This is a genomic window from Bacillus sp. FSL R9-9497 (assembly GCF_038005805.1).
Taxonomy (GTDB): domain Bacteria; phylum Bacillota; class Bacilli; order Bacillales; family Bacillaceae_G; genus Bacillus_A; species Bacillus_A cereus.
In genome coordinates this window covers 2,726,835-2,752,968 of sequence record NZ_JBBOTY010000001.1, presented here as the reverse complement: position 1 = coordinate 2,752,968, position 26,134 = coordinate 2,726,835, and the positions used below count along the sequence as shown (strand labels likewise).

Genomic DNA, 26,134 nt, shown 5'->3' with positions numbered 1-26,134 from the left:
TATCTATATAAAAGGAGAATGGATATAATATGTTGAAAAAACTTGTAGCAGTAATGACAGCATTCATGGTTATCTTTGGGGCTAGTAGCTTTATGTTCGTAGATCATGCAGCAGCGAAAAGTTACAAATCTGGTAAAAAATCATTTACACCAAGTTCAGGTCAAAAGTCAAAAGTTGATTTAAACAAAAAAGACTCAAATGTAAATTCTCAAAAAACGACTCCAGATTCAAAAACGAAAGCAACAAACACGGCACCAAAAAGTAATAAAGGAAGCTTTATGAAAGGTTTATTACTAGGTGGTCTTGGTGGTTTACTAATGGGTAGCTTATTTGCAAATATGGGAGCTCTTGGTTCTGTATTAGCGTTTATGGTAAATATGTTAGTAATGGCTGGTATCGTAATGTTAGCAGTTCGTGCATTTAAATACTTCAAAGACCAACGTAAGAAGAAGGCAGATGAAGTAGCATGGAAACAATAAAAATTTCTGAACAAGAGCTTATAAATGCGCTTTGTATATATATCGCTGAAAAAAGACAAGTGGGTCCAGAAGAAGTATTAGTTGAACTCATGTATGATGACGACTACGGTTTCTCTGCGGAAGTAGAGGTAAATGGTCGCCAGCAAATTTTAATTCAAGCAAACTTAATCGAAGCTTTACGCTTATTGCTTGACAGAGAATATAATGTCAATCCATTCGCAGCGAGATTACAACTTGAATTAGATGATGAAGAAGGCATTTACGCATTAGCGAAAATTAATAACTCAGATGAGTAGAGAAGAGAGCTGTTGAGAATAATCTCAGCAGCTCTTTTTAGTATGTGCATATGTAGATGAGTAATCACGCCAAATTTCATTCATCTTTCGTCTACCGATATCTACCATCGGATTAAACTGAATTGCAGCTTTCTGACGAACAAAGTGAACGTTTTGAATGGCGTGAGATAATTGTTGGTCGACTATATCACGTTTTTTGCTTGCATATTTAGCAATAGATAGACCTGCAACTGTTCCTTGCGCCATCGCAATTTTTCCGCTTTCAATGCCTGTAATATTGCCGGCTACAAATAAACCAGGAAGAGGGGTTTCCATTGTTTCGGAATGGAGAGGAACGTGTCCGCCTAATTCTGAAATGTAATGGAAGGGACAACCAGCTACAGCTGCAAGTTCGGCAAGTGGGTATAATCCTCCGGCAATACAAACAAAATCTGCTTCATATATTTTCTCTGATCCATTAATAACATTTCCTTTAGAGTCAATATTAGCAATACGTACACCTTCAACTTGATCTGTTCCGATAATTTCAAGAGCTGCTTTCCGAAGGTGAAGTGGCGTTCCGTTTATTTTCATTCCGTTGTTTGGATAGAATGTTAATCCAGCTTTTCGAATCCAATCAAATTTCATAAAGTGGCTACCTATTCGCAAGAAAGCAGAAGGAGCGAGGTGAGCTGCATTTAAAAGAGAGTTTAAAACTTCTTCAGGTTCACCAGCTTTTTGACTTAACTCGCTTTTCTCAGGGAGTACAATATGATCCACTGTAATTCCCGCTAATTGCAATTCACTTAAAATGGCGAAAGACAAAATGTTAGCACCAATAATAATTCCTTTTTTTCCAACTTGCACGCGATGAACATTTGTCATAACTTGAGCTGCTCCAATTGACATCACTCCTGGAAGTGTCCAGCCAGGAAGGGGAATAGAATATTCCGCAGCTCCAGTAGCAAGTAGTACGAAAGGTGCTTCTAACGTACCGATATTAGTATGTACAAACCAATTGTTTTCATCTCTATCTAAATTATAGACCGAAACACCGCACCTGATATGTACTGAAAGTGATTCTGCTTCTTCATGAAGTCGCTTCGATTCTTTTATTCCGTTCCACCATTCTCCAGTAGGCTCTTGATGCAACTGTCCTAACAATCTCCCGCCTGGCTTCATAAATTCATCAATAACGAGCACTTTTAGTCCGAAACGAGCACAAGAAATAGAAGCAGATAATCCCGCTGGCCCTGCACCAATAATAATTACATCACTCATCGTTTTTTCACCATCTCTCTCACGATATTCGGATGCTGTTTCCCGCTTTCAACAACCATGTTTTCTTCTACAACAGTTAAGCATGCGCGTACATTTGTTTGATTATTTACTGTCATGCGGCATTCGGAACAGTGCCCGATATTACAATAAATACCTCGCGGTGTTCCGCTATCTTCATGAACTCTTAATGTCCGTATTCCATTTGCTAACAGGGCAGCAGCTATCGTTTCATGTTCATATGCTTCGTATTGATGACCGTTAAATTGAAAGGTAATACGCTTACTACTTTGTAAAGTGCCTAAAATAGGGTGATGTGTAATTCTACTCATTTACTTTCACCTACCGATCCAAAAGTAACTGCACGTATTGGTGGTTGATATTTTAACGGTAGTTCATTAAGAGTTACGTCAGGATTCGCATTTTCAATCATTCGATCTATCATTATTCTGCATGTGCGACCACCGCAAAATCCCATGCCAGCACGTGTTCTTAGTTTTAATTCTCTTGCCGAGCATTTATATTCAGCAATTGTCGATTGAAGTTGCCCATATGTAACCTCTTCACAACGACAAACGATTAAGTTGTTTTTATTTGTCATGTGTATTCCTCCTCTAGTTCGGTTTTCACAAATTACATATGCAAAAATCATGCCAATATAGAGGAGGAGAGGGCTATCTGTAAATGCCTGATCGGTGCATACTGCTTCTTTATTGAAGTCCAAGTTTCTTTAAACGGTTATATAAAGTAGCCCTTGTTACACCAAGTTGTTTTGCGCATTCTAATTTATTCCCATTTAAAATTCGTAAAGCCCTTTCGATAACTTTTTTCTCATGCTCATCCATCTCTTCTTGTAAAGAAAGGATTGTATTATTGTTGCTGAGTAATAGGGAATGGGCTGTATGGTTGTCTAAAGTTTCAGTCGTATGAAATGGTAAATATTCTTGTTTTATAATTCCGTCTGTTGCGAATACCACAAGCCGTTCAACAACGTTTCGAAGTTCGCGAATATTACCTGGCCAATTGTAATGAAGCAGTTCATGCATAATGCTTGAAGGTAAGTCACGAATTGGTCTGTTATAGTTGATTGAAAAATCGTTTAAGAAAGAATAGGTTAATTCAATAATATCCTCGCGTCTTTCGCGCAACGGTGGAATCTGCAAGCTAACTACATTTAAGCGGTAATATAAATCTTCTCGGAAAGTTCCTTTTCTCATTTCTTCTTGTAAATCACGATTTGTAGCAGCGATAATACGGAAATCAATATTAATTTCTTTTTCACCACCAACTCGGTAATACTTTCGCTCTTGCAGTACACGTAACAGTTTTACTTGCATATCAAGTGGCATTTCACCTATTTCATCAAGAAATAAAGTACCGCCTTGCGCGAGTTCAATTTTACCTTTTTTTCCTTTACTATTTGCTCCAGAAAACGCCCCACGCTCGTAACCGAATAATTCACTTTCAAATAATGCTTCTGGAATTGCCCCGCAGTTAATCGAAATGAAAGGCGCCTTCGCTGCTTCACTTGCTTCATGAATTGCTTTCGCAAATACTTCTTTTCCAACTCCGCTTTCCCCAAGTATTAAAACAGTTGATTTCACCGAACAAACTTTTCTAGCTAATTGTATCGTTCTTTGTATAACAGGACTTTTTCCATTCATCGCAAGGAATGGATCGGATTCATCTTTATACTTTGCCACTTCTTGTTCTAAACGGTGCATTTCATGTGACATATTAAATAGTTTTTCATTTAAAGCGACTTGATTTGTAACATCTGTTTCTGAAACGACTGCTCCTATAATTTCATCATTACAATAAACTGGATTTGAATTAATTAATACGAATAAATCGGGACGAGGCTGATGGAACTGAGCGACTATGCTTTTTCCATCATGTAAAGATTGTAAAATTTCCAAGTCTTTATAATCAAAAAAACGAGTAATCGGTTGCCCAATAATCTCATTATGGTTGACTGAAAATATTTTTTCAGCACCATCTGTCCAAGTTCGAACGCATTCTTTACTATCAATTACTGTAACAGAAGAGTCAGTTGTTTGTATTACAGTGTCATAAAATGACTGTAGTTCATTGTAGGACTTATAAAGAAATGGAATCATTTGCTGAGAAGTTATACAGCATATCGGCTCATCGTTTTCGTTAAGGATGATAACAGCTAATTCATAAGAAAAAGCGTCAATTAATGCAGTGAATGAGTCATCTACATAAATAATTGCGCAATTATATTCTTCTGTAGTAGAAGGGAGGTAATAAAACCTTTCGTTTATTTTCTTAATGGGATCAAGGCTACATGTATGATTGATTAAAACGCTTTCCAAAAATTCTTGTATAGTCGGAAATGAGAATTCCATAATGTCCTCCTGTTATGTATAAAAATTTTGACAGTGATAAAAAAATAATACACCTATTTACTATGAATTTAAAATATTTTTACAAATAAAAATATTATTTATAAAAATTGTATATGTACAGAATTGGCACGTCAATTGCATAAAAAGAAAGTGAGAGGGCTAGGAAAGGAGGAGTATATTGTGAGGCACTGCGACGTTTTAATTATAGGTGGTGGAATAATAGGGTGTTCTATCGCTTATTACACTTCAAAATACGGAAGAGACGTAACAATCATTGAAAAAGGGGAATTTGTCAGCGGGACGTCTTCACGGTGTGATGGGAATATTTTGGCCATTGATAAAGACCCGGGATTTGATAGTCAAATGTCTTTAGTAAGTCAAAAATTAGTAACTGATTTAAGTGAAGAATTAGAGCATTCATTTGAATATAGGGCACCAGGAAGTATTCTCGTATGTGAGTCAGACGAAGAGATGGAAGCTGCGCAGCAATGGGTAAATCGGCAAAAAGAAGCTGGATTACCGTTTCGAATGCTTGATAGGCAAGATATAAGGGAAGAGTCGCCTTTTTTTGCTGATGATTTATTAGGCGGTTTAGAATGTGCGACGGATTCAACTGTGAATCCATATCTCCTTGCTTTCTCGCTTCTGTCAGAGGCACAAAAGTTTGGCGCAAAAGCTTTTAAGCAGACGGAAGTAAAGAGTATGGAAATAGAGACGGATGGTTCATTTGTTGTAGAAACTACGAATGGAACTTTTACAGCACAACAAGTTGTAAATGCAGCCGGTGTGTGGGCTCCTAAGATTGGTCAGATGTTAAATATAAATATACCAATTGAACCGAGAAAAGGGCATATTATTGTAGCTTCAAGGCAACAACACGTAGGATGCCGTAAAGTAATGGAATTCGGTTATTTAATTTCTAAATTTGGCGGAAAACGAAAAGTGGATGCTTTAACTGAAAAATACGGGGTTGCGCTCGTATTTGAGCCTACTGAAAGTCAAAATTTCTTAATTGGTAGTAGTCGTGAATTTGTAGGATTTCATACGAGGATAAATAATGAAGTCATTAAATGTATCGCAAATAGAGCAATTCGCTTTTATCCGAAAATGGCAGATATGATGGTAATTCGTTCTTACGCTGGTTTACGTCCGTGGACAGAAGATCATTTACCGATTATTTCACGAGTGGAACATATTCCGAATTATTTCATTGCCGCTGGACATGAAGGTGATGGGATTAGTCTTGCAGCAGTTACTGGAAAAGTAATTGAAGAGTTATTAAATGAAAAAGAGACAATTATTCCTATTGAACCACTTCGTTTGAGTCGTTTTACAGAAAGGGTGTTAAACGGATGAGGTCACAAAGAGTCTTTACGACGATTGATACACACACAGGTGGGAATCCAACGAGGACATTAATTAGTGGACTTCCAAAGTTGATTGGAGAGACGATAGCAGAGAAGATGTTACATATGAAAAAGGAGTATGATTGGATTCGAAAATTGTTAATGAATGAACCGCGTGGTCATGATGTAATGTCAGGAGCATTATTAACAGACCCGTGTCATCCTGAGGCTGATATAGGTGTTATATACATAGAGACAGGTGGATATTTACCGATGTGTGGTCACGATACAATCGGTGTATGTACAGCGTTAGTTGAATCAGGTTTAATTCCGGTAGTTGAACCGATTACTTCTTTAAAACTAGATACACCGGCTGGCTTAGTTGAAGTAGATATTGCTGTTCAAGATGGAAAAGCAAAAGAAGTATCTTTCTGTAACATACCAGCTTTTTTATTGAAAAATATTACTGTACAAGTGAAAGACATTGGAACTATAGAGGCTGATATTGCCTATGGAGGGAATTTTTATGCCATTATTGATGCGAAATCAGTAGGTCTAGAATTAGTACCAGAAAATGCATCTACAATCATCGATAAGGCGATTCATATAAGGAACACAATTAATGAGAAGTTTGAAATCACTCATCCAGAGTATTCGTTTATAAGAGGATTAACACATGTTGAATTTTATACAGATCCTACTCATGAATGTGCGCATGTGAAAAATACAGTTGTTGTACCACCAGGCGGAATAGATCGATCTCCATGCGGTACAGGAACATCTGCGAAGCTAGCTGTATTATACGCTCAGAAAGAAATCGAGATTGGTGAAGAGTTCATTCATGAGAGTATCGTTGGTTCTTTATTTAAAGGATATGTCATGAATACGACACATGTTGAAAATATTGAAGCTGTCATAACGAAAATTACGGGATCAGCTTGGCTTATGGGTATGCATAGATTTTTTTACAATGAAATGGATCCACTTAAAGAAGGATTTTTGCTAATTCCGCCGATGGAACATGAAACGGAGGATATAAAATGAACATTCAAAAAATGTATACAGCAGTAGACGTACATGTAAATGGCGAGGCATTTCGTGTAATGAAAGACGTACCATGCAAATACTACTACAGTTTGGAGCAATTAAATGAACAATTTTCAGGTGAATTAGCAGAAGAGATGAAGCTTTTATTAAATGAACCACGTGGTTTTATCGGTTTGAATGGGTGTATTGTCGTTCCATCTATCTATAATGAAGTGGATGCAGCTGTATTATTTTTTAATCATGAAGGTTCGGTTCCGCTTCATTATGGAGGCATTGTTGCAGTAATAACGATGTTACTCGAAAGTAGGTATTTAAAAAAGAGAGAGTCCAATCAATACAAAATTGAAACGTTATGTGGAATATTTTTAGTTCATGCGTATGTAGAGAATGATGAAGTTATATCGGTTTCGTTTGAAAGCAAACTATGCTATATGATTGAGAAAAATTTACAGGTTGGTAATGTAAGTTATTCTCTTATACAAGCAGATAAAGTATATGCAGTTGTAGAAAAAGGTGCGTATTCGCCAGAAATTCGCATGGAAAACATTTCTGAATTGAAAAGATGGGGAGAAGCTACACTGCAGGCTATACAAAAACAGTCGCTAATAAAAAGGCTTATTTTAGTAGATCCTTCGCAAAAAGAAAAGAACCATATAAAATCGATTACATTTCATGAAGATAACTTTATCGTACGTTCGCCAGGTTTTGTTTCTACTATTGTATCCTATGTTCATGCGTTATTTAAAAATGATTATATGGCGGATAAACCTTTTAAAAATGAAAGTATATTTAATAGTTTTATAACTGTGGAAAAAGTGAAGAAGGAGGAACTAGGATACATTTTCCGTTTTGAAAGTAGAGGATTTATTACAGGGATGCAGACGTTTCTATTAGACCCTACGGATCCATTTCCGGCAGGTTTCTTATTAAAATAAAATGTGATAAGGAGAGATAAATATGCAAAAAATTAAAGGGGCATTCCCAGTATTAATAACACCGATGGATGAATTTCAGGAAATTAATTGGGATGGGGTAAAGCAAAATGTAAATTACTTTATCGAACAAAACGTTGCAGGTATCATCATTAATGGAAGTACAGGAGAGTTTGTAAGTTTATTAAAAGAAGAGCGATTTAAAATGGTAGAAACCGTTTTGAAAGAAATTGATGGCCGTATTCCAGTTATTGTTGGAACTGCTGCGGAAACGACGAAAGAAACAATTGAATATACGAAGCATGCAGAAGCACACGGAGCGGATTGTGCATTAATTATAAACTCTTACTATTGTAAACCGAAGGAAGAGGAGATTTATTTTCATTTTAAAGAAATCTCAAACTCTGTAAATATACCAATTATGTTATACAATAATCCATTTACTTCTGGTGTTGATATGAGTACAGAGCTAATGCTCCGTATTGGAAAAGAGTGTGAAAATGTTACACATATTAAAGAATCTAGCGGAGATATTCGAAAAGCGAGAGATTTAGTAAGACAAAGTGAAGGGGCTTTCCAAGTCTTCTGTGGTTCTGAAGATTTAGTTATGGAATCATATTTAGTTGGTGCCTCGGGATGGGTTTCAGTAGCAGGAAATATCGTTCCCGGTCTCGTTACAAAAATGTATGAGCATTTTCAAAATGGTGAATTAGAAAAGGCGTGGGAAATAAACGATGCTATTTTACCGCTTTGCGAGTTTCTTGAAGGATCAGGGAAATATGTTCAAATCGTTAAACGTTCTATGGAATTACATGGGCAAGCGGGAGGACCTTCTCGCTATCCAAGACTAGGGTTAACTGTAGAAGAAGATCAAAAGCTTCAAACGATTTTATCAAATATTGCAGCTCATGCAGCTGTTTAAATAAGGAGGAGGACATAATGTTAAAGACAAATATTGAGCTGAAACCAAAAGTGGAAGCGTTTTTAAATGAAGAAATTAAAATGTTTATTAATGGCGAATTTGTTTCTGCTATTGGCGGAAAGACGTTTGAAACGTACAATCCAGCAACAGAAGATGTTCTAGCTGTCGTATGTGAAGCGCAAGAAGAGGATATTGATGCTGCAGTAAAAGCGGCAAGATCTGCATTTGAATCTGGCCCGTGGGCAGAAATGACTACTGCTGAAAGAGCGCATCTTATTTATAAATTAGCAGATTTAATTGAAGAACATAGAGAAGAATTAGCGCAACTAGAAGCTTTAGATAATGGAAAGCCATACCAAGTAGCACTTGATGATGATATTTCAGCGACTGTAGAAAATTATCGTTATTACGCAGGATGGACTACAAAAATTATTGGGCAAACAATCCCGATTTCAAAAGATTACTTAAATTATACGAGACATGAACCTGTTGGTGTTGTAGGACAAATTATTCCGTGGAATTTTCCGCTTGTTATGTCTTCTTGGAAAATGGGAGCTGCACTGGCGACAGGTTGTACGATTGTATTAAAGCCAGCAGAGCAAACGCCTTTATCTTTACTATATGCAGCGAAACTCTTTAAAGAGGCTGGATTTCCAAACGGCGTTGTAAACTTTGTACCAGGCTTTGGTCCTGAAGCAGGGGCTGCAATTGTAAATCATCACGACATTGATAAAGTTGCTTTTACAGGATCTACTGTTACAGGAAAGTACATTATGCGTCAGTCTGCAGAAATGATTAAGCATGTAACGTTAGAGCTTGGCGGAAAATCACCAAATATCATTTTAGAAGATGCGGACTTGGAAGAAGCGATTAATGGTGCATTCCAAGGTATTATGTATAATCACGGTCAAAATTGTAGCGCAGGATCACGTGTGTTTGTTCATCGTAAACATTATGAAACTGTAGTAGATGCACTTGTGAAAATGGCGAACAACGTAAAACTTGGAGCAGGTATGGAGAAAGAAACGGAAATGGGTCCACTCGTATCTAAGAAACAACAAGAGCGTGTGTTAAATTACATTGAGCAAGGGAAGAAAGAAGGCGCTACAGTTGCGGCTGGTGGTGAACGTGCACTTGAAAAGGGTTATTTCGTTAAGCCAACTGTATTCACAGACGTTACAGACGATATGACAATCGTTAAGGAAGAAATATTTGGACCAGTTGTTGTTGTTCTGCCATTTGATTCGACAGAAGAAGTAATTGAACGAGCGAACAACTCATCCTATGGCCTTGCTGCGGGTGTATGGACGCAAAATATCAAAACGGGTCATCAAGTGGCAAATAAATTAAAAGCAGGAACAGTATGGATTAATGATTATAACTTAGAAAATGCAGCTGCACCATTTGGTGGATATAAACAATCTGGTATTGGCCGCGAATTAGGTTCATATGCGCTTGATAATTATACAGAAGTGAAAAGTGTTTGGGTAAATATAAAGTAATAGGGCGTTTTACTGATAAAAATTGAGGGATGAAATAATTAAAGATGCGGACAACTAGAAAGTTTGATAATAGTTGTCCGTTTTTTTTATATACAAAATTGCTTTTCAAAAGAATGATAAGGGGGATTTGGATGGAGAATTTAGTAGAATGGTTAGTAGGGCAAGTGTGGAGTATCGGTTTAGTTGTTTTTGCATTAGGGGCAGGCGTATATTTCACGATTGCAACACGCTTTTTGCAAATCCGTTATTTTAAAGAGATGATTAAACTATTATTTGAAGGAAAGAGTTCAGAGACGGGAATATCATCTTTTCAGGCATTTTGTTTAGCCTTATCAGGAAGAGTTGGAATTGGTAATATTGCAGGGGTAGCGACAGCAATTGCTTTCGGCGGTCCTGGAGCTGTATTTTGGATGTGGGTAATGGCTTTGTTAGGGGCAGCGAGCGCGTTTGTAGAATCAACATTATCTCAAGTATACAAAAGTAAAATAGGGAATGAATATCGCGGCGGTACTCCATATTTCATTGAGAAAGGTTTGAAAATGAAATGGTTTGCAGTCATTGTAGCAGTAGTTGTAACACTTTCATATGGCGTTTTATTACCAGGTATTCAATCTAGTAGTATCGCAGTTGGATTTGAAAACTCTAATGGTATTAGCAAATATATAACTGGTATATTTTTAGTCTTGTTACTAGCAGCAATTATTTTTGGTGGTGTAAAGAGAATTGCTGGCGTTTCTCAAATGCTTGTTCCATTTATGGCAATTGGTTATGTAATTGTTACATGTATCATATTAATTGCGAATGTAACGGAGATTCCAAGTATGTTTGCTTTAATTTTCTCTAGCGCATTTGGTGTAAATGAAATGTTTGGTGGAATTGTTGGTGCAGCTATTGCATGGGGCGTAAAACGCGCTGTATTTTCAAACGTTGCTGGTGTCGGAGAAGCGACGTATAGTTCGGCGGCTGCTGAAGTATCGCATCCCGCAAAACAAGGATTAGTTCAAGCGTTTTCCGTATATATCGATACAATTGTCGTATGTACAGCGACAGCTCTTATGATTTTAATAACAGGTATGTACAATGTTATACCTGAAGGGAAAACCACCATTGTACAAAACATAGGAAATGTGGAAGCTGGTCCAATTTATACACAACAAGCAGTTGAAACTGTGATAACAGGGTTTGGTCCAATATTTATTTCAATTGCGATTTTCTTTTTTGCATTTACAACGTTACTCGCTTACTACTATATCGCTGAAACAACACTTACTTATTTAGATCGTCAACTGAAGTATGGCTGGTTAAAACCAGTTTTAAAATTTGGATTTTTAATTATGGTTTACATCGGTAGCGTTGAATCAGCGTCGCTTTTATGGAATCTTGGAGATTTAGGAATCGGTAGTATGGCATGGTTAAACTTAATCGCAATCTTACTTTTAAGTAAAACCGCATTAAAAGTGTTAAAAGATTATGAAACGCAGAAAAAAGAAGGGAAAGATCCAGTATTTAATCCTAAAAATGTGGGGATTGAAGGATTAACATTTTGGGAAGAAAGAAGTAAAGAGGTTGAAAGAAAAAGTTCTAGAGAAAAAGTTATTGTAGATGATAATTTAAAATTATAACTTAAATTAACTGAAAATTCTTAATTTAAAAGAAGGTATATTACCTCCATATTATCACATACTACAATAAGTATGGATAATATGACTGGAGGGAATAAGATGGAACATGAGCAACATAGTTCGATAAATGATATTCTACATCATTATAAAGAAGGTATAGGTAGTTTTACAAATCAAATTCCTGAAATCGCTGAGACATATAATGCGTTCACGCAAGCTTGTTTTCAAGAGGGTGCTTTAACAAAAAGAGAAAAGCAACTTATTGCATTAGGAATTAGTTTAGCAACGCAAGATGAGTATTGTACAATTTATCATACAAAAGGTTGTCTTGATCAAGGATGTTCGGATAAAGAGATTCTGGAAGCATGTGGTGTTTCAGCAGCATTTGCTGGCGGAGCTGCGATGAGTCAAGCGGTAACTTTAGTGCAAGAGTGTTTAACAGAACTGAAAAATCAAAAGCATTGAATAAAAAAACGTTTTAAACTTTATGTTTAAAACGTTTTTTATGTGAAATTAAATTTGAGTATAAAAATTATCTAGGATGGGTTCAATTTATGGTTATACAATAATGGGAGAATTTTAAATTTAGTAGGAATGAGAAATAACAACTATTTATTTAGTTTTAAGGTTTTGTAAAAAGCTTCAATTGTTTCATATAATCAATGGCTTTTGTTTTGTTTTTCTGTTTAGAAACATACATACAAATTTTTATCGTTTTCAATTTAATATTCTATATCTTCATAAATAGATTTTTCTACATCAGGAAGAACTGTGTATATACTCTTACCGATTAAAGCTTCTAATTCTTTCTTAATCGCATAAAACCCTTTCCAATGTAAAGATGTATGAGATGTTGTACCATGACGCAAACCAACAGAAATTAATCTTCTTTCCAGCGTAGTAAAGCCATCCGCATCAGCAAGAGCGTCACAAAGAGTAATTACTTTATTGTATAAATCGTAGTTACAATGTTCATTTAATATTTCAACTAACCGGCTTCTCATATGGTCAGGAACGAGACTCCATTCCGCTGCGATATCTATATGTTCATTTTTGCATGGGAATGAGTGTGTCACACAAATAACAGCGTTTCCTGTATACCCTAAATCATTCATATACATATAACCATCATAGGAATGAATGACCGATTTGGTAAAACCTTTGTATCTTCCGATATCATGCAAAAGGGCAGCGTTATATGCTATGTCAGCATCTAGCTTGTACCCTTTTTTTATAAGTTCTATAATTATGTTTTCAGTTGCATGAGCAACATGTAGTGAATGTTCAAACCAAGGGCCCGGGTTTTGTTCATATGCCCATTCGAGTAATTCTTTTGCGTATGTTCTATCTAATATATATTTCATATCGTTATCCTTTCACAAAAAATCATATCTTACTATAAATTCCTCTTATTATTTCATTATTCCTTCTTTAAAAATTGTTACAATGAAACAAAAGGGGGAAAAGTAATGCGAAATTTAGTAATTGAAGAAATTAAGAAACTAGAAAATGATATAGAAGAACTTTCGAAACTTTTGAAAATGGTTGTAAATGATGGGGCATCAATTGGTTTTTTGCCTCCACTGGAACAAAAAGATGCAACAAAGTATTGGCAAACAGTATTAGCGCCAGAAGTGATATTGTATGTGGCTAAAATAAACAACGAAGTAGCAGGGAGTATTCAATTACAGTTAGTTACAAAGCCTAACGGAATTCATAGAGCTGAGATTTGTAAATTAATGACTCATCCAAACTTTAGACGTAACGGTATTGGACGAGCGCTTATGCAAAAAGCAGAGGAACGAGCAAAGCAAGAAAACAGGTCTCTTTTAGTATTAGATACTAGAGAAGGAGATCCTTCCAATAAATTGTACAAATCACTAGACTACCAAGAAGTTGGAACAATACCAGGGTATGCAATTTCTCCGAATGGAAAGTTAGATGCTACGGTTATTTATTATAAAAACATTTAAGGTATAATCAAACGGGGAGAGTGCTTAATTATTAGTAAGTGAATAATAAACGACTATTTTTAACACCGTCTATATTTTTCTGGCGGTGTTAAAATAGTTAATTATAATCTAATTAACGCACTAAATGAATTTGAGAAAGTTTTTAGAGGGTTCTTTTAGTAATGATTCTCGTCTTATAATAAATGTAGAGAAGATGACTAGCCAACTATAGTTATTTTCGCTTTATTATGGGAAGGGGATGAAAGAATGAAAAAGAATAGTTTACAAAAGATGAAGAAAGTTATTTTAAGTGGTGGCGTATTACTTACGGGATTATTAACATTTGGATTTTCAGAAATGGCTTCAGCTCATGGATATGTAGAATCACCAGCGAGCCGATCTTATTTATGTAAGCAAGGGGTAAATGTAAATTGTGGACCGATTCAATATGAACCTCAAAGCGTAGAAGGAATAGGTGGATTTCCGCAACTAGGACCTTCTGATGGACAAATTGCAGGGGCTGGTCATTTTCCCGCTTTAGATGTTCAAACTGTAGATAGGTGGAAGAAAGTTACGTTAAATGGCGGGACGAATACATTCAAGTGGAAACTAACGGCTCCTCATAGTACGAAAGAGTGGAAATACTATATTACGAAAAAAGGTTGGAATCCCAATAAACCTTTGACGCGATCAGATTTAGATTTAGTGCCATTCTATGTGAAAAATGACGGTGGAGCTAGACCAGGAACAACAGTAACGCACGAAGCGAATGTACCAACTGACCGTAGTGGATACCATCTTATTTTAGCTGTTTGGGAAATTGCAGACACTGGAAATGCGTTTTATCAAGTTATAGATGTAAACCTTTTGAATAATGGCTTATCCTCAAATTTCGCTTTTAACAATGTAGTGCAAGCTCCTACACTATTTTAATTGAAACATACATTTCGATCATCTAATTCATTTTAGATGATTTTTTTTATGAAAATGATGAAAAATATAGAAGAAAGTGCAATTATTTATAAAAAAATATGCTTTAAATATTGTCATATTTGCTTCTTTAAGATATCCTTTTCATGAAGAGGTGGAAAACATGGAAAAAGTACTAGTTTTCGGGCATAAAAACCCAGATACAGATGCAATTTGTTCTGCAATTGCTTATGCAGAATTGAAAAAAGAATTAGGAATGAATGCTGAGCCTGTACGTTTAGGCGAAATCAGCGGTGAAACTCAATTTGCGTTAGACTATTTTAAAGTAGAAGGACCGCGTTTTGTTGAGACAGTAGCAAGCGAAGTGGACAACGTTATTTTAGTTGACCATAACGAGCGTCAACAAAGTGCTAACGATATCGAATCAGTTCGTGTGTTAGAAGTTATTGACCATCACCGTATTGCTAACTTTGAAACAAGCGATCCTATATACTATCGTTGTGAGCCAGTTGGCTGTACAGCTACAATCTTAAACAAAATGTACAAAGAAAATGGCGTAACAATTCGTAAAGAAATTGCAGGTTTAATGTTATCTGCAATCATTTCAGATTCTTTACTATTCAAATCTCCAACTTGCACAGAACAAGACGTAGCAGCTGCTCGTGAATTAGCGGAAATCGCTGGTGTAGATGCAGATAACTACGGCTTAGAAATGTTAAAAGCTGGTGCTGACTTAAGCGGAAAAACAATGGAGCAATTAATCTCTCTTGATGCTAAAGAATTCCAAATGGGTAATGCGAAAGTTGAAATCGCACAAGTAAACGCTGTTGATACAAACGACGTTCTTGTACACCAAGCGGAACTTGAAAAAGTAATTTCTGCAGTAGTAGAAGAAAAAGGTTTAGACCTATTCTTATTCGTTGTAACTGATATCTTAACTAACGATTCTGTCGGTCTTGCGATCGGTAAAGCAGCAAACGTTGTTGAGAAAGCATACAACGTATCACTAGAAAACAATACAGCTACTTTAAAAGGTGTTGTATCTCGTAAAAAACAAATCGTACCAGTATTAACAGAAGCATTCCAAGCTTAATCGTATTGCGTACAGATGAACAGTAAGGACAAGTAGTCAGATTGGCTACTTGTCCTTTTTTATTTATAATAAGCAGAAATTTTTAATTTTTAAACAGTCGCATTGTGTATGCTTAATGATATGGAAGTATTGAAAAGTAAATTACAGGGGCTTTTTGAAAAAATATTGAATCTGTTTCAAAATTAGAGAGCTGGATTTCGGAGGAACTGCGTTTAACTTTTTAGAAGAAAGGATATAAAGTTTTGATTAACGAATTAAAATAAGGATAGCGTTAGCTATCCTTATAATCGTTTATTCGTAAGATTTTTTCTTGTTTATATAAAATGTGATTATCGTAGTAATGAAGAAAATAGGTATCGCATACACTTGCCCAACAAATAACTTCCAGCCGACATAATTATAGCCTTCAGATGCTGGGATGATAACGGAAATAACGCAAACGATAAAATAGACTAATAGTGCAGGGATAATATTTTTCATTTTTATGAACCTCCTTTATTGCTTTATTAATACATGCTAGTATTATAATTTACTTTCATTATTTTGAAGAAAAAATGAAAAAATTTTATGGTATTATAATATTTGCAATGAGAGTAATCTATAGTACGTATATGGTAAAATGTGTAATTTTAACTTTCAGAATTATTATATAGTATTTCGAGAGAAAAATGTACAAAATAACGAATTTTATTTACCAAAGTAAAGGGAGTAGAAATATATATGAAAAGGCTATGTATAATTCCATGTGGAAAAAAGAAAATTTGGGATAAACATTCAGACTACGGACCGATGGAAGCAAAAGATGTATATATTAGTCCGTTCGGAAAAGCATGTCAGGCGTACGCAACTATGTTTTTCGAAAACTGGGTTATATTATCAGCGAAACATGGATTTTTAAGACCAAGTGATATTGTATTAGAAAACTATGATCTTGCATTTGATTCAAAAAGCGATGAGGTAATAAGTATAGAGCAATTACAAAAACAGATGGTAGATAAAAGTTTATTACAGTTTGACGAAATCGTCTTATTAGCAGGGAAGAAGCATAAAAAAGTAGTGACAAAGCTATATCCAGAAGAAATGATTACATATCCGCTAGAGGGGTGTAAAGGGATTGGGTATATGTTGCAGAGGTTGAAAGAAGCTGTGAAGGAAGGGGAGGAAATATAGGTGTAGTTTCAGTGATTTTAAACTCTATTTATTTAGGGAGCTGAAAAGTAAAATAGAGTTTTTAGGCATCGCCGAAAGGGTGATGCTTTTTTGTTCGTGTCGTCATTCATGTAAAAGTAATTTAGAGAATAAATCATTCGATTTATGAAGCGATAGCTTTTTTATATCGAAAACAAATTGCGTCACTTTTAGAAAATGTAGGACGTATGGGCACAGTTAAGATTGTAAGTGGGAATAGCAATAAGACAAGTTTTGAATAAGATATTAAGAAAGGAGATGTTGATGAATAATGGCTAGATATAGTTTGCACGGAGGACACAATAGTATTGTTCAAGGTGCTAATTTCGGGAATCGGAAAGAACACGTTCTAGATAGGCAAGTTAAAGATGCCGTGGCGGCTAAGTTAAGAGCCCTAGGACACACGGTTTATGACGATACGGACGAGGTAGGGGCAACTCAATCACAAAATTTAAATAATATCATTCGGAATAGCAATTCCCATGCTGTGGATTTAGTTATTTCTTTTCATCTTAATGCAAGTGATGGAAATGGACAGGGTGTTGAGGTTTTATATTATGATCAGAAAGATTTGGCGGCTAAAATCTCAGCTCAACTAGCAAAAGATATTGGATGGCGTGATCGAGGTGCGAAACAACGTACAGATTTAGCAGTATTAAATGGAACGAAGGCACCGGCTATTCTTATTGAATTAGGATTTATTGATAATGAATCCGACATGGCAAAATGGAATGTTGATAAAATCGCTAATTCTATTGTATTTGCTCTTACAGGACAAACTGGAGGAGGTGAAGCGAATTTGCTCAAAGTAAAAACTGGTGGTGTAGCATTTAGTAATTTACAAGCTTTGGCTCAAGCTATGGTTGATGCGGGTATTGATGGACAAATTGTCGTTCAAAAAGATGGCATTGGTTATGCTATAACGAATGGCTATCCGTCCGGGAATATCGATAAATTTACAGCTTGGTTAGATGCACGTAAATGGTACTATGAGTACGTGAGATAAAACGAAAATTGGTTTGATTAAAAACTAAAAATTGTCTTATTTTTAGTTAACAAGTATATTAAGTAACTATAAAAATATGGACAATTTATATGTAAATTAGTACACAAAACCACCTGTCAGAAAGGTGGTTTTATTTATCAAGCTATTTGCGGGAAGTAAAATTCTTACCTCAAAATTCGGATGAAGCTAAGAAATTAGGTGGGAATTACACTGCTCGTAGCCTCCTACTAATTATCGTTTCACTTTATATAGTTTAGAGTTTTGTAAATCTTTACTTATTAAACCCGTAATAATATTTTGTTTTCTCAATACATAAGCCGAATTTTAAATTATTACCCAATAATATAATACCTCTCATACTATTTATTAGTTGATAATAACAAAAAAACAAGCTTTGAATATAATAATGAAAAAGGAGATGTTAAATAATGGGTTATATTGTAGATATTTCGAAATGGAATGGCGACATTAACTGGGATATCGCAGCACCACAATTAGATTTCGTAATTGCACGTGTGCAAGATGGTTCAAACTATGTAGATCCTTTATATAAAAATTATGTACAAGCAATGAAAGCAAGGAATATTCCGTTTGGTAATTATGCGTTCTGTCGTTTCATTTCAGTAGAGGATGCACGGATAGAAGCAAGAGACTTTTGGAACCGTGGTGATAAAAATGCAACAGTTTGGGTAGTTGACGTAGAAGTAAGAACAATGAACGATATGAGAGCGGGTGCACAAGCTTTTATTGATGAATTACGCAGATTAGGAGCTAAGAAAGTCGGTTTATATATTGCTCATCATATGTATGCTCCATTTGGAATGGCAAATGTCAATTGTGATTTTGTATGGATTCCTCGTTATGGTGGTAACAAACCGGCCTATCCATGTGATATTTGGCAATACACAGAGACAGGCAATGTGGCTGGTATCGGCAAGTGTGATTTAAATAAGCTGATTGGAAATAAGCCGTTAGCTTGGTTTACAAATCAAATTGTTGAGCCGATAAAAAAACAAGAAGGGGTTGGAATTATAGTGAATAAATATAACAAAGTAGTTACTTATGAATTTGGTGTAAATTTAATTTCTGACATGATTCAAATGATGGATAAGCTTGGATATATTTCTAAAATAATATCTCGTGGAGATAACCAAGGGCTTGTGTATTTCGAAACAGATTATCGTCAAGGGAACGAACTGGACAAAGCAACTGCTTGGTTAGATATGAAAGGAATTAAATATTTTTATACAAAAGAGTAGTTTGCTAAATAAAAATAAGAGCCGTCATGTGACGGTTTTTATTTTTATTTAATCTTTTAACTCTACTTATAATATGGAGAAAATAGACTAATAAACAAGCCTTTGTATACTTTCAAACATAGAATATGATGAATTCTATCAAGGAGGAAGCATATTTATGAGAAATACTTGTCATTGTGGACATTTTCAAGATTGTAATAAATTTTGGGATGATTTAATGTTTGGGAGATGTAAGCGCAATGATTTTCACGAGTGTTGTTGCAAAGAGAAACCGAAGTGTGAGTGTGAAAAATGTCATTGTAAAACAAAAGCGAAATGCCATTGTAGGCATGAAGAGGAAGGGTATTAATAATAAAAAAGAGTACGCATCGTACTCTTTTTTGGGGTGATTATATTCCATTTTGAACAGATTTCTTTACAATTACCCATGTGTCTTTCTTTTTAACCGTTATAGCTACATTAGTTCCATTAGATTCCTTATAAAAGATATATCCATTATTTGAGTTTACATATGTTACTGGTTCGCCTATGCAATCTCGCGAGCAGGATTTGTTGACTAGTTCAATTAAGGATAGTTCACTTGGATCGGTTTTACTGGCTTCTATAACAGCATCAAGGCTTGTTTTTCGATAACCTTGCAAGTTTATATGAAAAAGCTGCTCTATTTCTCCTGTAATGCTAGTGTTCATTACTTCTACTGAATTCTTTTTTTCTTGAAGAAAGCCGTTTTCATAAAGTAATTTTGTATAGCCAATCCATGCTATTAACACTAGCATGAAAAACATACCCGTCATTTTAAGTATTCGAAGTCGTTTGCTTATAATTGTTTCTGAGTATTTCATTCACTCTAATCCTCCAATGTTTTTAATTTAAAATATGCTTGGATACATACTTTTAGAAGAGGATGAAAGTTAATGAGTTTTTAATAAAAAAGAAAACATCCAGGGTTAGATGCTTTCTTTTTTTGGTATTTTTGGCTATCTGTTAGTTACTTGTTTCATAAGTGGTCTTATTTCTTTAACTGGTGGTTTCTTATCATAGGCATCAACGTAAGAAAAGTAGTAGTTTAAGTTTCTTAGAAGACCTTTTCCTATTTTTGCACTTAAGAAAGGAAAGACTTGTCCGGTATAATCATCGAGAGATTTACAGTAATATTTTTCATCTAAATATATACTGTATTTACATGTTAGTTCTACTAAAGGATTCCCTTCATCATCAAATACTTCTTTAGAATCAATAATATCTATTAGTGCAAATTTTTCATTTAAGTAAACTTTCTTTTTTTTCTCGTGTTTATTTGTAAGTATAAAAACGAGACCAATCGCGTTAATCAAACTATTTCCTCCTATAAAAAACGGATATTAATAAAATATATCGATATAAGCTAAATGTAAAGAGGAGAGGTGAAATATCATGGAGAGAAAACTAAATAAGCCGATTGGTGAGAGCTGATAATCAGTGGGGGATGAACAAACCCCTCACTGATTAAAGTTTCACTTTATTGAAAGACTTGCGGGAATTGTTTTACGATTGCGTTTGTTATCATGTCAGCCATTTCTAATGCTTCTTTTTCAATTTTATCGTAAAGTTTTACTCCTGCTTCATAATCTTTATTTAGGAAGGCAAGTGCTTCTGCTTTCGTTAGTGCTAAATGTTCATAAAACATTTTTCTAAATTCTTCTTTATCTATATATGGGTTGATACTGTTAAGAAATTCAATAATTGCGTCACCATTAGCGTACCATTTTTTCTCTATAGCGGCCGCTGCATTTTGATTACCAGCTTTTGCCGCTTTAACAAGATCCGCTGCAATTACTAAGTGAACTTTAATTAATGCACTATATTTTTTTACTGCATCTTCACCGTAAAATGGTTCAAGTGATAGTCCCATATGTGTTGCGTTTTGTAGAAGTCGTCCAACAGTAACGTTAACATCTGGTAAATTAAATACTATACTTATAATAGCCAATCTCGTCCAAGCGACGTGTTGTTCCCATAAAGAACGCATATATCCTTTTAAAAAATTCTCATTTTTACTAATTCGGTAGTTCCGTACGGATAAATCATAGTTTACATAAGGGTTATGGTAGGGGGAGTAATACGATTGCCAATAAGAATACATAAATAGTAACACTCCTTTGAACATGTATAACTCAAAGTATGATGAAGATTTATTTTTAGTTCCGTGTCCTAGATTATTTTTAGGGAATTTGAAATGGAGAAATTCAATGAATGATGTTGTGATATATATGAATAATTTGAATATAAAGTAAAAGAGGGTCTGCAAGGGAAGTTACAGACCCTCAAAAGGGTATTGCCGAGATGTCGGACTCGACTACGTAATGTTATCATAAAATTCTTTTGAAAAAACCTGGTAAATGTGTCCAAATGAAATTGGGACCTTCATACAGTCAAAGGGACCTGCTTCCCGCGGCAGATCCCAATAACTAGATAATGTCGATGAGCAAAAAACTCATCTGGAGTACTTTTATAGTAACAAGTAAAATGTGTTTTGTGTATTGAGAAAGAAGAATTGCATAATTATATACGAACAATTTAACTCCCAACAATTTATGATTATCATTAATTGTTGGGAGTTAAATATGGTTATAAAATGGAGAAAAGACTTGGAAGTGAGATCGAGGTACACAGAAGTATGTAATCATGAAAAAGACCTGCTAATATAAGCAGGTCAACTTAAGGGGTTTATCCAACAGATTATTATATATGTTAACAACTCAATTGTAGTAAGTCTATATGTTTAATATTGAGAAAACTTCTGTGAATAATATATTTTTTGCGCATATATTAACGTTTAAAAAGTTGAGAAAGAAAATTAAAAAGCTTTTTATAAGAGAATAATGGCTGATACTTATAGTATGATTCATATTTCCACGCATCATTATTAGAGAATTGGAGTTGTTTTGTTTTCGTTTTTGCCGTGATGGACCTCATATTACGATGTTTCATATAGTAACCTCCTGAATTTATATGTATACGATTAGTAGTATTCAAGAAAGGGAAATAAAATGAACATTTAAATTGAAACTCTTTCTTCTTGTGTACTGGATTTACGTTATAAATGTTGTAAAACATATAAAATAATGATGCTAATTCATATTAAATAAGTGAAGAAACATAGAATAATGAAAAAACAATAAGCATCTAATCATCCCTTTCAAGTCGCATAAGTGATTGATATAATAGAAGTAGATGAAAGATAAAGAAAAGCAGGTGACTCTTTTTTGTTTACTAAAGCACAAGAACTTTTAGCGTCCTACTTTGGTTATTCTTCGTTTCGAAGAGGACAAGATGAAACAATTAAAAATGTACTAGATGGGAAAGATACGGTTTGTATCATGCCAACGGGTGGCGGTAAGTCGATTTGTTATCAAATTCCGGCATTAGTATTTGAAGGAACGACGTTGGTTATATCACCTTTAATATCACTTATGAAGGATCAAGTAGATACATTGGTACAGAATGGCATTTCAGCTACATATATTAATAGTTCTATATCTATTGCAGAAGCAAATCAGCGAATTCAATTAGCGAAACAAGGACATTACAAGTTACTTTATGTGGCGCCTGAGCGTCTTGATTCGATGGAGTTTGTTGACCAACTTATCGATATGAAAATCCCTATGATTGCGATTGATGAAGCACACTGTATTTCACAGTGGGGACATGATTTCCGTCCAAGTTATTTACATATACATCGCATATTAGATTATCTTCCAGAAAAGCCGCTCGTATTAGCATTAACAGCAACAGCAACACCGCAAGTACGTGATGATATTTGTAATACACTTGAAATTAATCAAGAAAATACAATTATGACAACGTTTGAGCGTGAGAACTTATCGTTTTCTGTCATTAAAGGGCAAGATCGAAATGCATATTTGGCGGATTATATTCGTCAAAATCAAAAGGAATCTGGGATTATATATGCAGCTACTAGAAAAGTAGTCGATCAGTTATATGAAGATTTAATGAAGGCAGGAGTTTCTGTATCAAAATATCACGCTGGTATGAGTGATATTGATCGAAATGAGCAACAAGAACTCTTTTTACGAGATGAAGTAAGTGTAATGGTAGCAACATCTGCATTCGGGATGGGTATTGATAAATCGAATATTCGTTACGTAATTCATTATCAGCTTCCAAAAAATATGGAAAGTTACTATCAAGAAGCAGGACGTGCTGGTCGTGACGGATTAGATAGTACATGTATATTGTTATATTCTTCTCAAGATGTACAAGTACAGCGTTTTTTAATTGATCAATCAACTGGAGAATCACGTTTTTCAAATGAACTTGAAAAATTGCAAAATATGACCGATTACTGTCATACAGAACAATGTTTACAATCATTCATTTTGCAATACTTTGGAGAAGAACCGAAAGAAGATTGTGGACGCTGTGGTAATTGTACAGACAATCGCGAGAGCATCGATGTGACAAGAGAATCACAAATGGTTTTATCATGCATGATTAGAACCAACCAACGCTTTGGAAAGCAAATGATAGCGCAAGTATTAACTGGGTCGAAGAATAAAAAAGTTATTGAATTTAATTTTCATACTTTACCAACGTATGGGCTTTTATCGAACCGTAGTGTAAAAGAGGTCAGTGAGTTTATTGAGTTTTTAATTTCAGACGAGTTAATTGCAGTTGAACATGGCACTTATCCGACGTTAAAAGTAACTGAAAAAGGGAAAGAAGTATTACTTGGTAAAGAGAATGTTTTACGAAAAGAACGAGTAGAGACAAGACAAATTGTTCAAGACCATCCTTTATTTGAAGTGCTTCGTGAAGTACGTAAAGAAATTGCACAAGGAGAAGGTGTACCTCCGTTCGTTATTTTCTCTGACCAAACATTAAAAGATATGTGTGTGAAAATGCCGCAAAGTGATTCCGAATTGTTGACGGTAAAAGGTATCGGAGAACACAAACTTGTGAAATATGGCTCGCACTTCTTACAAGCAGTTCAGCATTTTATTAAGGAAAATCCAAATTATGCTGAAACGATTAAGACAGAAGTAGTTTCAGAGCGTAAAAAGTCAGGAAAAGCGTCCGCAAATTCTCATTTAGAAACGTATGAAATGTATAAACAAGGTATTGATTTGAATGAGATTGCAAAAGAACGTAACTTATCAAGACAAACAATCGAAAACCATTTAATTCGCTGCTATGAGGATGGAATGGAAGTAGATTGGCAAAGCTTTGTTTCAGCAGAGTATGAATCTCTTATTGAAACTGCCGTTCAAAATGCAGATGGTGGTCTGAAATCTATTAAAGAACAGCTTCCGAATGAAGTGAGTTACTTTATGATTCGTGCTTATTTACAAATAAGAAAGTAGAGGCATATAAAGGGGATAAGAATTTATGTATCATGTTTTCGTTTATGGAACGTTAAGAAGAGGACAAACGAATGCTCATTATATGCTAGGTGCAACATGCATCGCAGACAGAGCTTGGACATATGGAAAATTATTTGATACGAACGAAGGATATCCAGCCATGACTTATTCGATTGAAGAACAAGTGTATGGAGAAATTTATGTAGTAAATGATGAGATATTGTGTAAGTTAGATGAACTAGAAGAATATACAGGCAATGCGGAGACTGATTTATATAATCGAATCACGCAAACAGTATATGTTGCTGATAGGGAAATTGAGGCATATGTGTATATCGCTCAGGATAAAAAGATGTTAAAGAAAGTGATAGACTCTGGTGACTGGCTTATGTATCAAAAAATATAATAAGGTAGTTTTAAAAATTGGAAAGCAGATAATGACGAATTCATTATCTGCTTTTTATTGTGTGAATAATTGTCGTTCTCTTTTTATTCTTATAGTTCTTAGTACGATTCCAATTCCGAGAAATAAAACAGTAGCAGCGACCCCGCTAATAGGATTTAACCAAAAATCACTACTGTTTGTAAGAGTAATAATCCCTGTTATTGTAACTAAAACAGTAGGAACAGCATCCTCGATCGCATGCATGATAACACATGGCCAGACGGATTTTGTAAGTCTATATATTTCAACATACATAATTGACCAACAAACCATAAGGATACAGCCAGATAGAAGCATATTTAATCTTGAGATAGATTCAAAATACTCATTTGGTAAAAAGACTAGATAGTAAGCAGCATGCCAAAGTGCCCAAATGAAACCAGAAATAATATAAATGTACCAATCGTTTAGATTTAGTTCAATCAACTTTGGAGTTAAATAACCCCGCCAAGAAAACTCTTCAAAAATGTTTTTAATAAAGTTACCAATAGTAGACATGACTATGAGTGACAATAACGTGGATATATCAAAACTAGAAATATGAGCTATTCCAAAAATGAGCGATATGCTTATCGTTATTACTGTAACAAATGGATAAATAAGTAGTGCAGTGAAATACCATATAAAATTTCCTTTCAAATTTGGCTTGATGCCAAAATCATTCCAATCTCGGCTAATAACTCTAAGTAAAATGCTTACGAGGAAAGGTAATATTAGCCATAATCCCATACCTAAAGTGTTTCCTTCAGGTTGATTTGTTAGAAGAGAATCTAGAAATACCCCAATCCACCCACTGGCCAAAACAGTGAATACAAAAATAAGTAAATATAACTTTAACGGTTTCTTTTTCGCGACATTCATTTGAAGAGCCTCCTTTACTTTTATTTATCCTACTATTTGTGGGCAGTAAAACGCCCATTGATTAAAGTCTTTCATTTTTACAATGTTTTTTAATAGATAAATTAAATAGTAGACAAATAGAAAGTAGTATCTTTTGTATGCATCACTATACTATATGTGTATTTCTGTGATTTAGATGTTGCATATTCTTTTTAAATTAGAAAGATGAAAAGTAAGTTTTTTCGGAAAATTTAAATGGAAACTATTGACTTTATGATTGGGT

Annotated in this window: 28 protein-coding genes; 17 read left to right on the top strand and 11 right to left on the bottom strand. The window is 34.8% G+C overall.

Translation table 11 applies throughout. The annotated features are described in order from the left end of the window. Positions 1–29 precede the first annotated feature (29 nt). Together MKY21_RS14200 and MKY21_RS14195 are read left to right on the top strand one after the other, a co-directional pair. Positions 30–479 carry a hypothetical protein gene (locus tag MKY21_RS14200; protein ID WP_000914478.1) on the top strand — a complete coding sequence of 150 codons (450 nt, stop codon included), beginning with the start codon at positions 30–32 and terminating at the stop codon, positions 477–479. Further along, positions 467–775, top strand: coding sequence for a YxcD family protein (locus tag MKY21_RS14195; RefSeq protein WP_000447748.1), 309 nt, complete (start codon positions 467–469; stop codon positions 773–775). The genes MKY21_RS14200 and MKY21_RS14195 overlap by 13 nt, the downstream gene beginning before the upstream one ends. A 24-nt stretch (positions 776–799) precedes the next feature. Here MKY21_RS14195 and MKY21_RS14190 read toward each other — a convergent pair whose 3' ends face one another. The 4 genes from MKY21_RS14190 to MKY21_RS14175 form a co-directional block, all read right to left on the bottom strand. Then, positions 800–2,035: an NAD(P)/FAD-dependent oxidoreductase gene (locus MKY21_RS14190; RefSeq protein ID WP_016118067.1), complete on the bottom strand. Its 1,236-nt coding sequence runs from the start codon at positions 2,033–2,035 to the stop codon at positions 800–802. Next, complete coding sequence (locus tag MKY21_RS14185; RefSeq protein WP_000087074.1) at positions 2,032–2,364, bottom strand: (2Fe-2S)-binding protein; 333 nt, start codon at positions 2,362–2,364, stop codon at positions 2,032–2,034. Before MKY21_RS14185 ends, MKY21_RS14190 begins: the two co-directional genes overlap by 4 nt. Next, complete coding sequence (locus tag MKY21_RS14180; protein ID WP_086392499.1) at positions 2,361–2,633, bottom strand: (2Fe-2S)-binding protein; 273 nt, start codon at positions 2,631–2,633, stop codon at positions 2,361–2,363. Before MKY21_RS14180 ends, MKY21_RS14185 begins: the two co-directional genes overlap by 4 nt. Before the next feature lie 109 nt (positions 2,634–2,742). Continuing rightward, positions 2,743–4,404: a sigma-54 interaction domain-containing protein gene (locus tag MKY21_RS14175; RefSeq protein ID WP_000395822.1), complete on the bottom strand. Its 1,662-nt coding sequence runs from the start codon at positions 4,402–4,404 to the stop codon at positions 2,743–2,745. 180 nt (positions 4,405–4,584) lie between these two features. Here MKY21_RS14175 and MKY21_RS14170 point away from each other — a divergent pair, with 180 nt between their 5' ends. From MKY21_RS14170 to MKY21_RS14140, 7 genes are all read left to right on the top strand, one after another. Next, positions 4,585–5,760 carry an NAD(P)/FAD-dependent oxidoreductase gene (locus tag MKY21_RS14170; RefSeq protein WP_016118066.1) on the top strand — a complete coding sequence of 392 codons (1,176 nt, stop codon included), beginning with the start codon at positions 4,585–4,587 and terminating at the stop codon, positions 5,758–5,760. Next, positions 5,757–6,794: a proline racemase family protein gene (locus tag MKY21_RS14165; RefSeq protein WP_001257519.1), complete on the top strand. Its 1,038-nt coding sequence runs from the start codon at positions 5,757–5,759 to the stop codon at positions 6,792–6,794. Before MKY21_RS14170 ends, MKY21_RS14165 begins: the two co-directional genes overlap by 4 nt. After that, positions 6,791–7,732 carry a proline racemase family protein gene (locus MKY21_RS14160; RefSeq protein WP_001025573.1) on the top strand — a complete coding sequence of 314 codons (942 nt, stop codon included), beginning with the start codon at positions 6,791–6,793 and terminating at the stop codon, positions 7,730–7,732. The genes MKY21_RS14165 and MKY21_RS14160 overlap by 4 nt, the downstream gene beginning before the upstream one ends. Before the next feature lie 22 nt (positions 7,733–7,754). Next, positions 7,755–8,651: a 4-hydroxy-tetrahydrodipicolinate synthase gene (dapA, locus tag MKY21_RS14155; RefSeq protein ID WP_001169457.1), complete on the top strand. Its 897-nt coding sequence runs from the start codon at positions 7,755–7,757 to the stop codon at positions 8,649–8,651. Positions 8,652–8,668: 17 nt separating this feature from the next. Beyond that, positions 8,669–10,153: an aldehyde dehydrogenase family protein gene (locus MKY21_RS14150; protein ID WP_000920976.1), complete on the top strand. Its 1,485-nt coding sequence runs from the start codon at positions 8,669–8,671 to the stop codon at positions 10,151–10,153. A gap of 131 nt (positions 10,154–10,284) precedes the next feature. After that, entirely contained in the window at positions 10,285–11,775 is a 1,491-nt protein-coding gene (locus MKY21_RS14145; RefSeq protein WP_000429511.1) for an alanine/glycine:cation symporter family protein, read from the top strand. 72 nt (positions 11,776–11,847) lie between these two features. Further along, complete coding sequence (locus MKY21_RS14140) at positions 11,848–12,240, top strand: carboxymuconolactone decarboxylase family protein (RefSeq protein ID WP_001999958.1); 393 nt, start codon at positions 11,848–11,850, stop codon at positions 12,238–12,240. 257 nt (positions 12,241–12,497) lie between these two features. Here the strand turns inward: MKY21_RS14140 and MKY21_RS14135 are convergent, their stop codons facing one another. Further along, on the bottom strand, positions 12,498–13,139 hold the full coding sequence (locus MKY21_RS14135; protein WP_000874109.1) for an HD domain-containing protein: 642 nt from the start codon (positions 13,137–13,139) through the stop codon (positions 12,498–12,500). Positions 13,140–13,244: 105 nt separating this feature from the next. Between MKY21_RS14135 and MKY21_RS14130 the strand changes: the two genes are divergently transcribed. The 3 genes from MKY21_RS14130 (at position 13,245) to ppaC (ending at position 15,750) form a co-directional block, all read left to right on the top strand. Then, positions 13,245–13,748, top strand: coding sequence for a GNAT family N-acetyltransferase (locus tag MKY21_RS14130; protein WP_001245249.1), 504 nt, complete (start codon positions 13,245–13,247; stop codon positions 13,746–13,748). Positions 13,749–13,994: 246 nt separating this feature from the next. Further along, complete coding sequence (locus MKY21_RS14125) at positions 13,995–14,660, top strand: lytic polysaccharide monooxygenase (protein ID WP_341076575.1); 666 nt, start codon at positions 13,995–13,997, stop codon at positions 14,658–14,660. 160 nt (positions 14,661–14,820) lie between these two features. Next, positions 14,821–15,750, top strand: coding sequence for a manganese-dependent inorganic pyrophosphatase (gene ppaC, locus MKY21_RS14120; RefSeq protein ID WP_000416861.1), 930 nt, complete (start codon positions 14,821–14,823; stop codon positions 15,748–15,750). A 291-nt stretch (positions 15,751–16,041) separates the two neighbouring features. Here the strand turns inward: ppaC and MKY21_RS14115 are convergent, their stop codons facing one another. Further along, entirely contained in the window at positions 16,042–16,230 is a 189-nt protein-coding gene (locus MKY21_RS14115) for a DUF4017 family protein (RefSeq protein WP_000789486.1), read from the bottom strand. A gap of 240 nt (positions 16,231–16,470) precedes the next feature. On the opposite strand from MKY21_RS14115, the gene MKY21_RS14110 reads away from it, so the two are divergent. From MKY21_RS14110 to MKY21_RS14100, 3 genes are all read left to right on the top strand, one after another. Next, positions 16,471–16,920 carry a DUF6884 domain-containing protein gene (locus MKY21_RS14110; protein WP_000824872.1) on the top strand — a complete coding sequence of 150 codons (450 nt, stop codon included), beginning with the start codon at positions 16,471–16,473 and terminating at the stop codon, positions 16,918–16,920. Between the two features lie 289 nt (positions 16,921–17,209). Beyond that, positions 17,210–17,944, top strand: coding sequence for an N-acetylmuramoyl-L-alanine amidase (locus MKY21_RS14105; RefSeq protein WP_000135281.1), 735 nt, complete (start codon positions 17,210–17,212; stop codon positions 17,942–17,944). 428 nt (positions 17,945–18,372) lie between these two features. Further along, positions 18,373–19,203 (top strand): GH25 family lysozyme, encoded by an 831-nt coding sequence (locus MKY21_RS14100; RefSeq protein ID WP_044797626.1) that lies wholly within the window; start codon positions 18,373–18,375, stop codon positions 19,201–19,203. A 389-nt stretch (positions 19,204–19,592) separates the two neighbouring features. Here MKY21_RS14100 and MKY21_RS14095 read toward each other — a convergent pair whose 3' ends face one another. The 4 genes from MKY21_RS14095 to MKY21_RS14080 all read right to left on the bottom strand — a co-directional run bounded on the left by MKY21_RS14095 (position 19,593) and on the right by MKY21_RS14080 (position 22,173). Then, positions 19,593–20,045, bottom strand: coding sequence for a hypothetical protein (locus tag MKY21_RS14095; protein WP_000877574.1), 453 nt, complete (start codon positions 20,043–20,045; stop codon positions 19,593–19,595). A 135-nt stretch (positions 20,046–20,180) separates the two neighbouring features. Continuing rightward, the gene (locus MKY21_RS14090; RefSeq protein WP_000606231.1) at positions 20,181–20,537 is read right to left on the bottom strand and encodes a hypothetical protein; all 357 of its coding nucleotides are present in this window, start codon (positions 20,535–20,537) and stop codon (positions 20,181–20,183) included. A 164-nt stretch (positions 20,538–20,701) separates the two neighbouring features. After that, complete coding sequence (locus MKY21_RS14085) at positions 20,702–21,325, bottom strand: acetylglutamate kinase (protein WP_341076572.1); 624 nt, start codon at positions 21,323–21,325, stop codon at positions 20,702–20,704. 686 nt (positions 21,326–22,011) lie between these two features. Next, positions 22,012–22,173: a hypothetical protein gene (locus MKY21_RS14080; RefSeq protein ID WP_000682736.1), complete on the bottom strand. Its 162-nt coding sequence runs from the start codon at positions 22,171–22,173 to the stop codon at positions 22,012–22,014. A gap of 275 nt (positions 22,174–22,448) precedes the next feature. Between MKY21_RS14080 and recQ the strand changes: the two genes are divergently transcribed. Both recQ and MKY21_RS14070 read left to right on the top strand, forming a co-directional pair. Beyond that, positions 22,449–24,566, top strand: coding sequence for a DNA helicase RecQ (gene recQ / locus MKY21_RS14075; protein ID WP_000494268.1), 2,118 nt, complete (start codon positions 22,449–22,451; stop codon positions 24,564–24,566). A gap of 25 nt (positions 24,567–24,591) precedes the next feature. After that, entirely contained in the window at positions 24,592–24,972 is a 381-nt protein-coding gene (locus MKY21_RS14070; protein WP_000274905.1) for a gamma-glutamylcyclotransferase family protein, read from the top strand. 54 nt (positions 24,973–25,026) lie between these two features. Here MKY21_RS14070 and MKY21_RS14065 read toward each other — a convergent pair whose 3' ends face one another. Continuing rightward, positions 25,027–25,872 carry a CPBP family glutamic-type intramembrane protease gene (locus MKY21_RS14065; protein ID WP_016118060.1) on the bottom strand — a complete coding sequence of 282 codons (846 nt, stop codon included), beginning with the start codon at positions 25,870–25,872 and terminating at the stop codon, positions 25,027–25,029. Between the last annotated feature and the right edge of the window lie 262 nt (positions 25,873–26,134).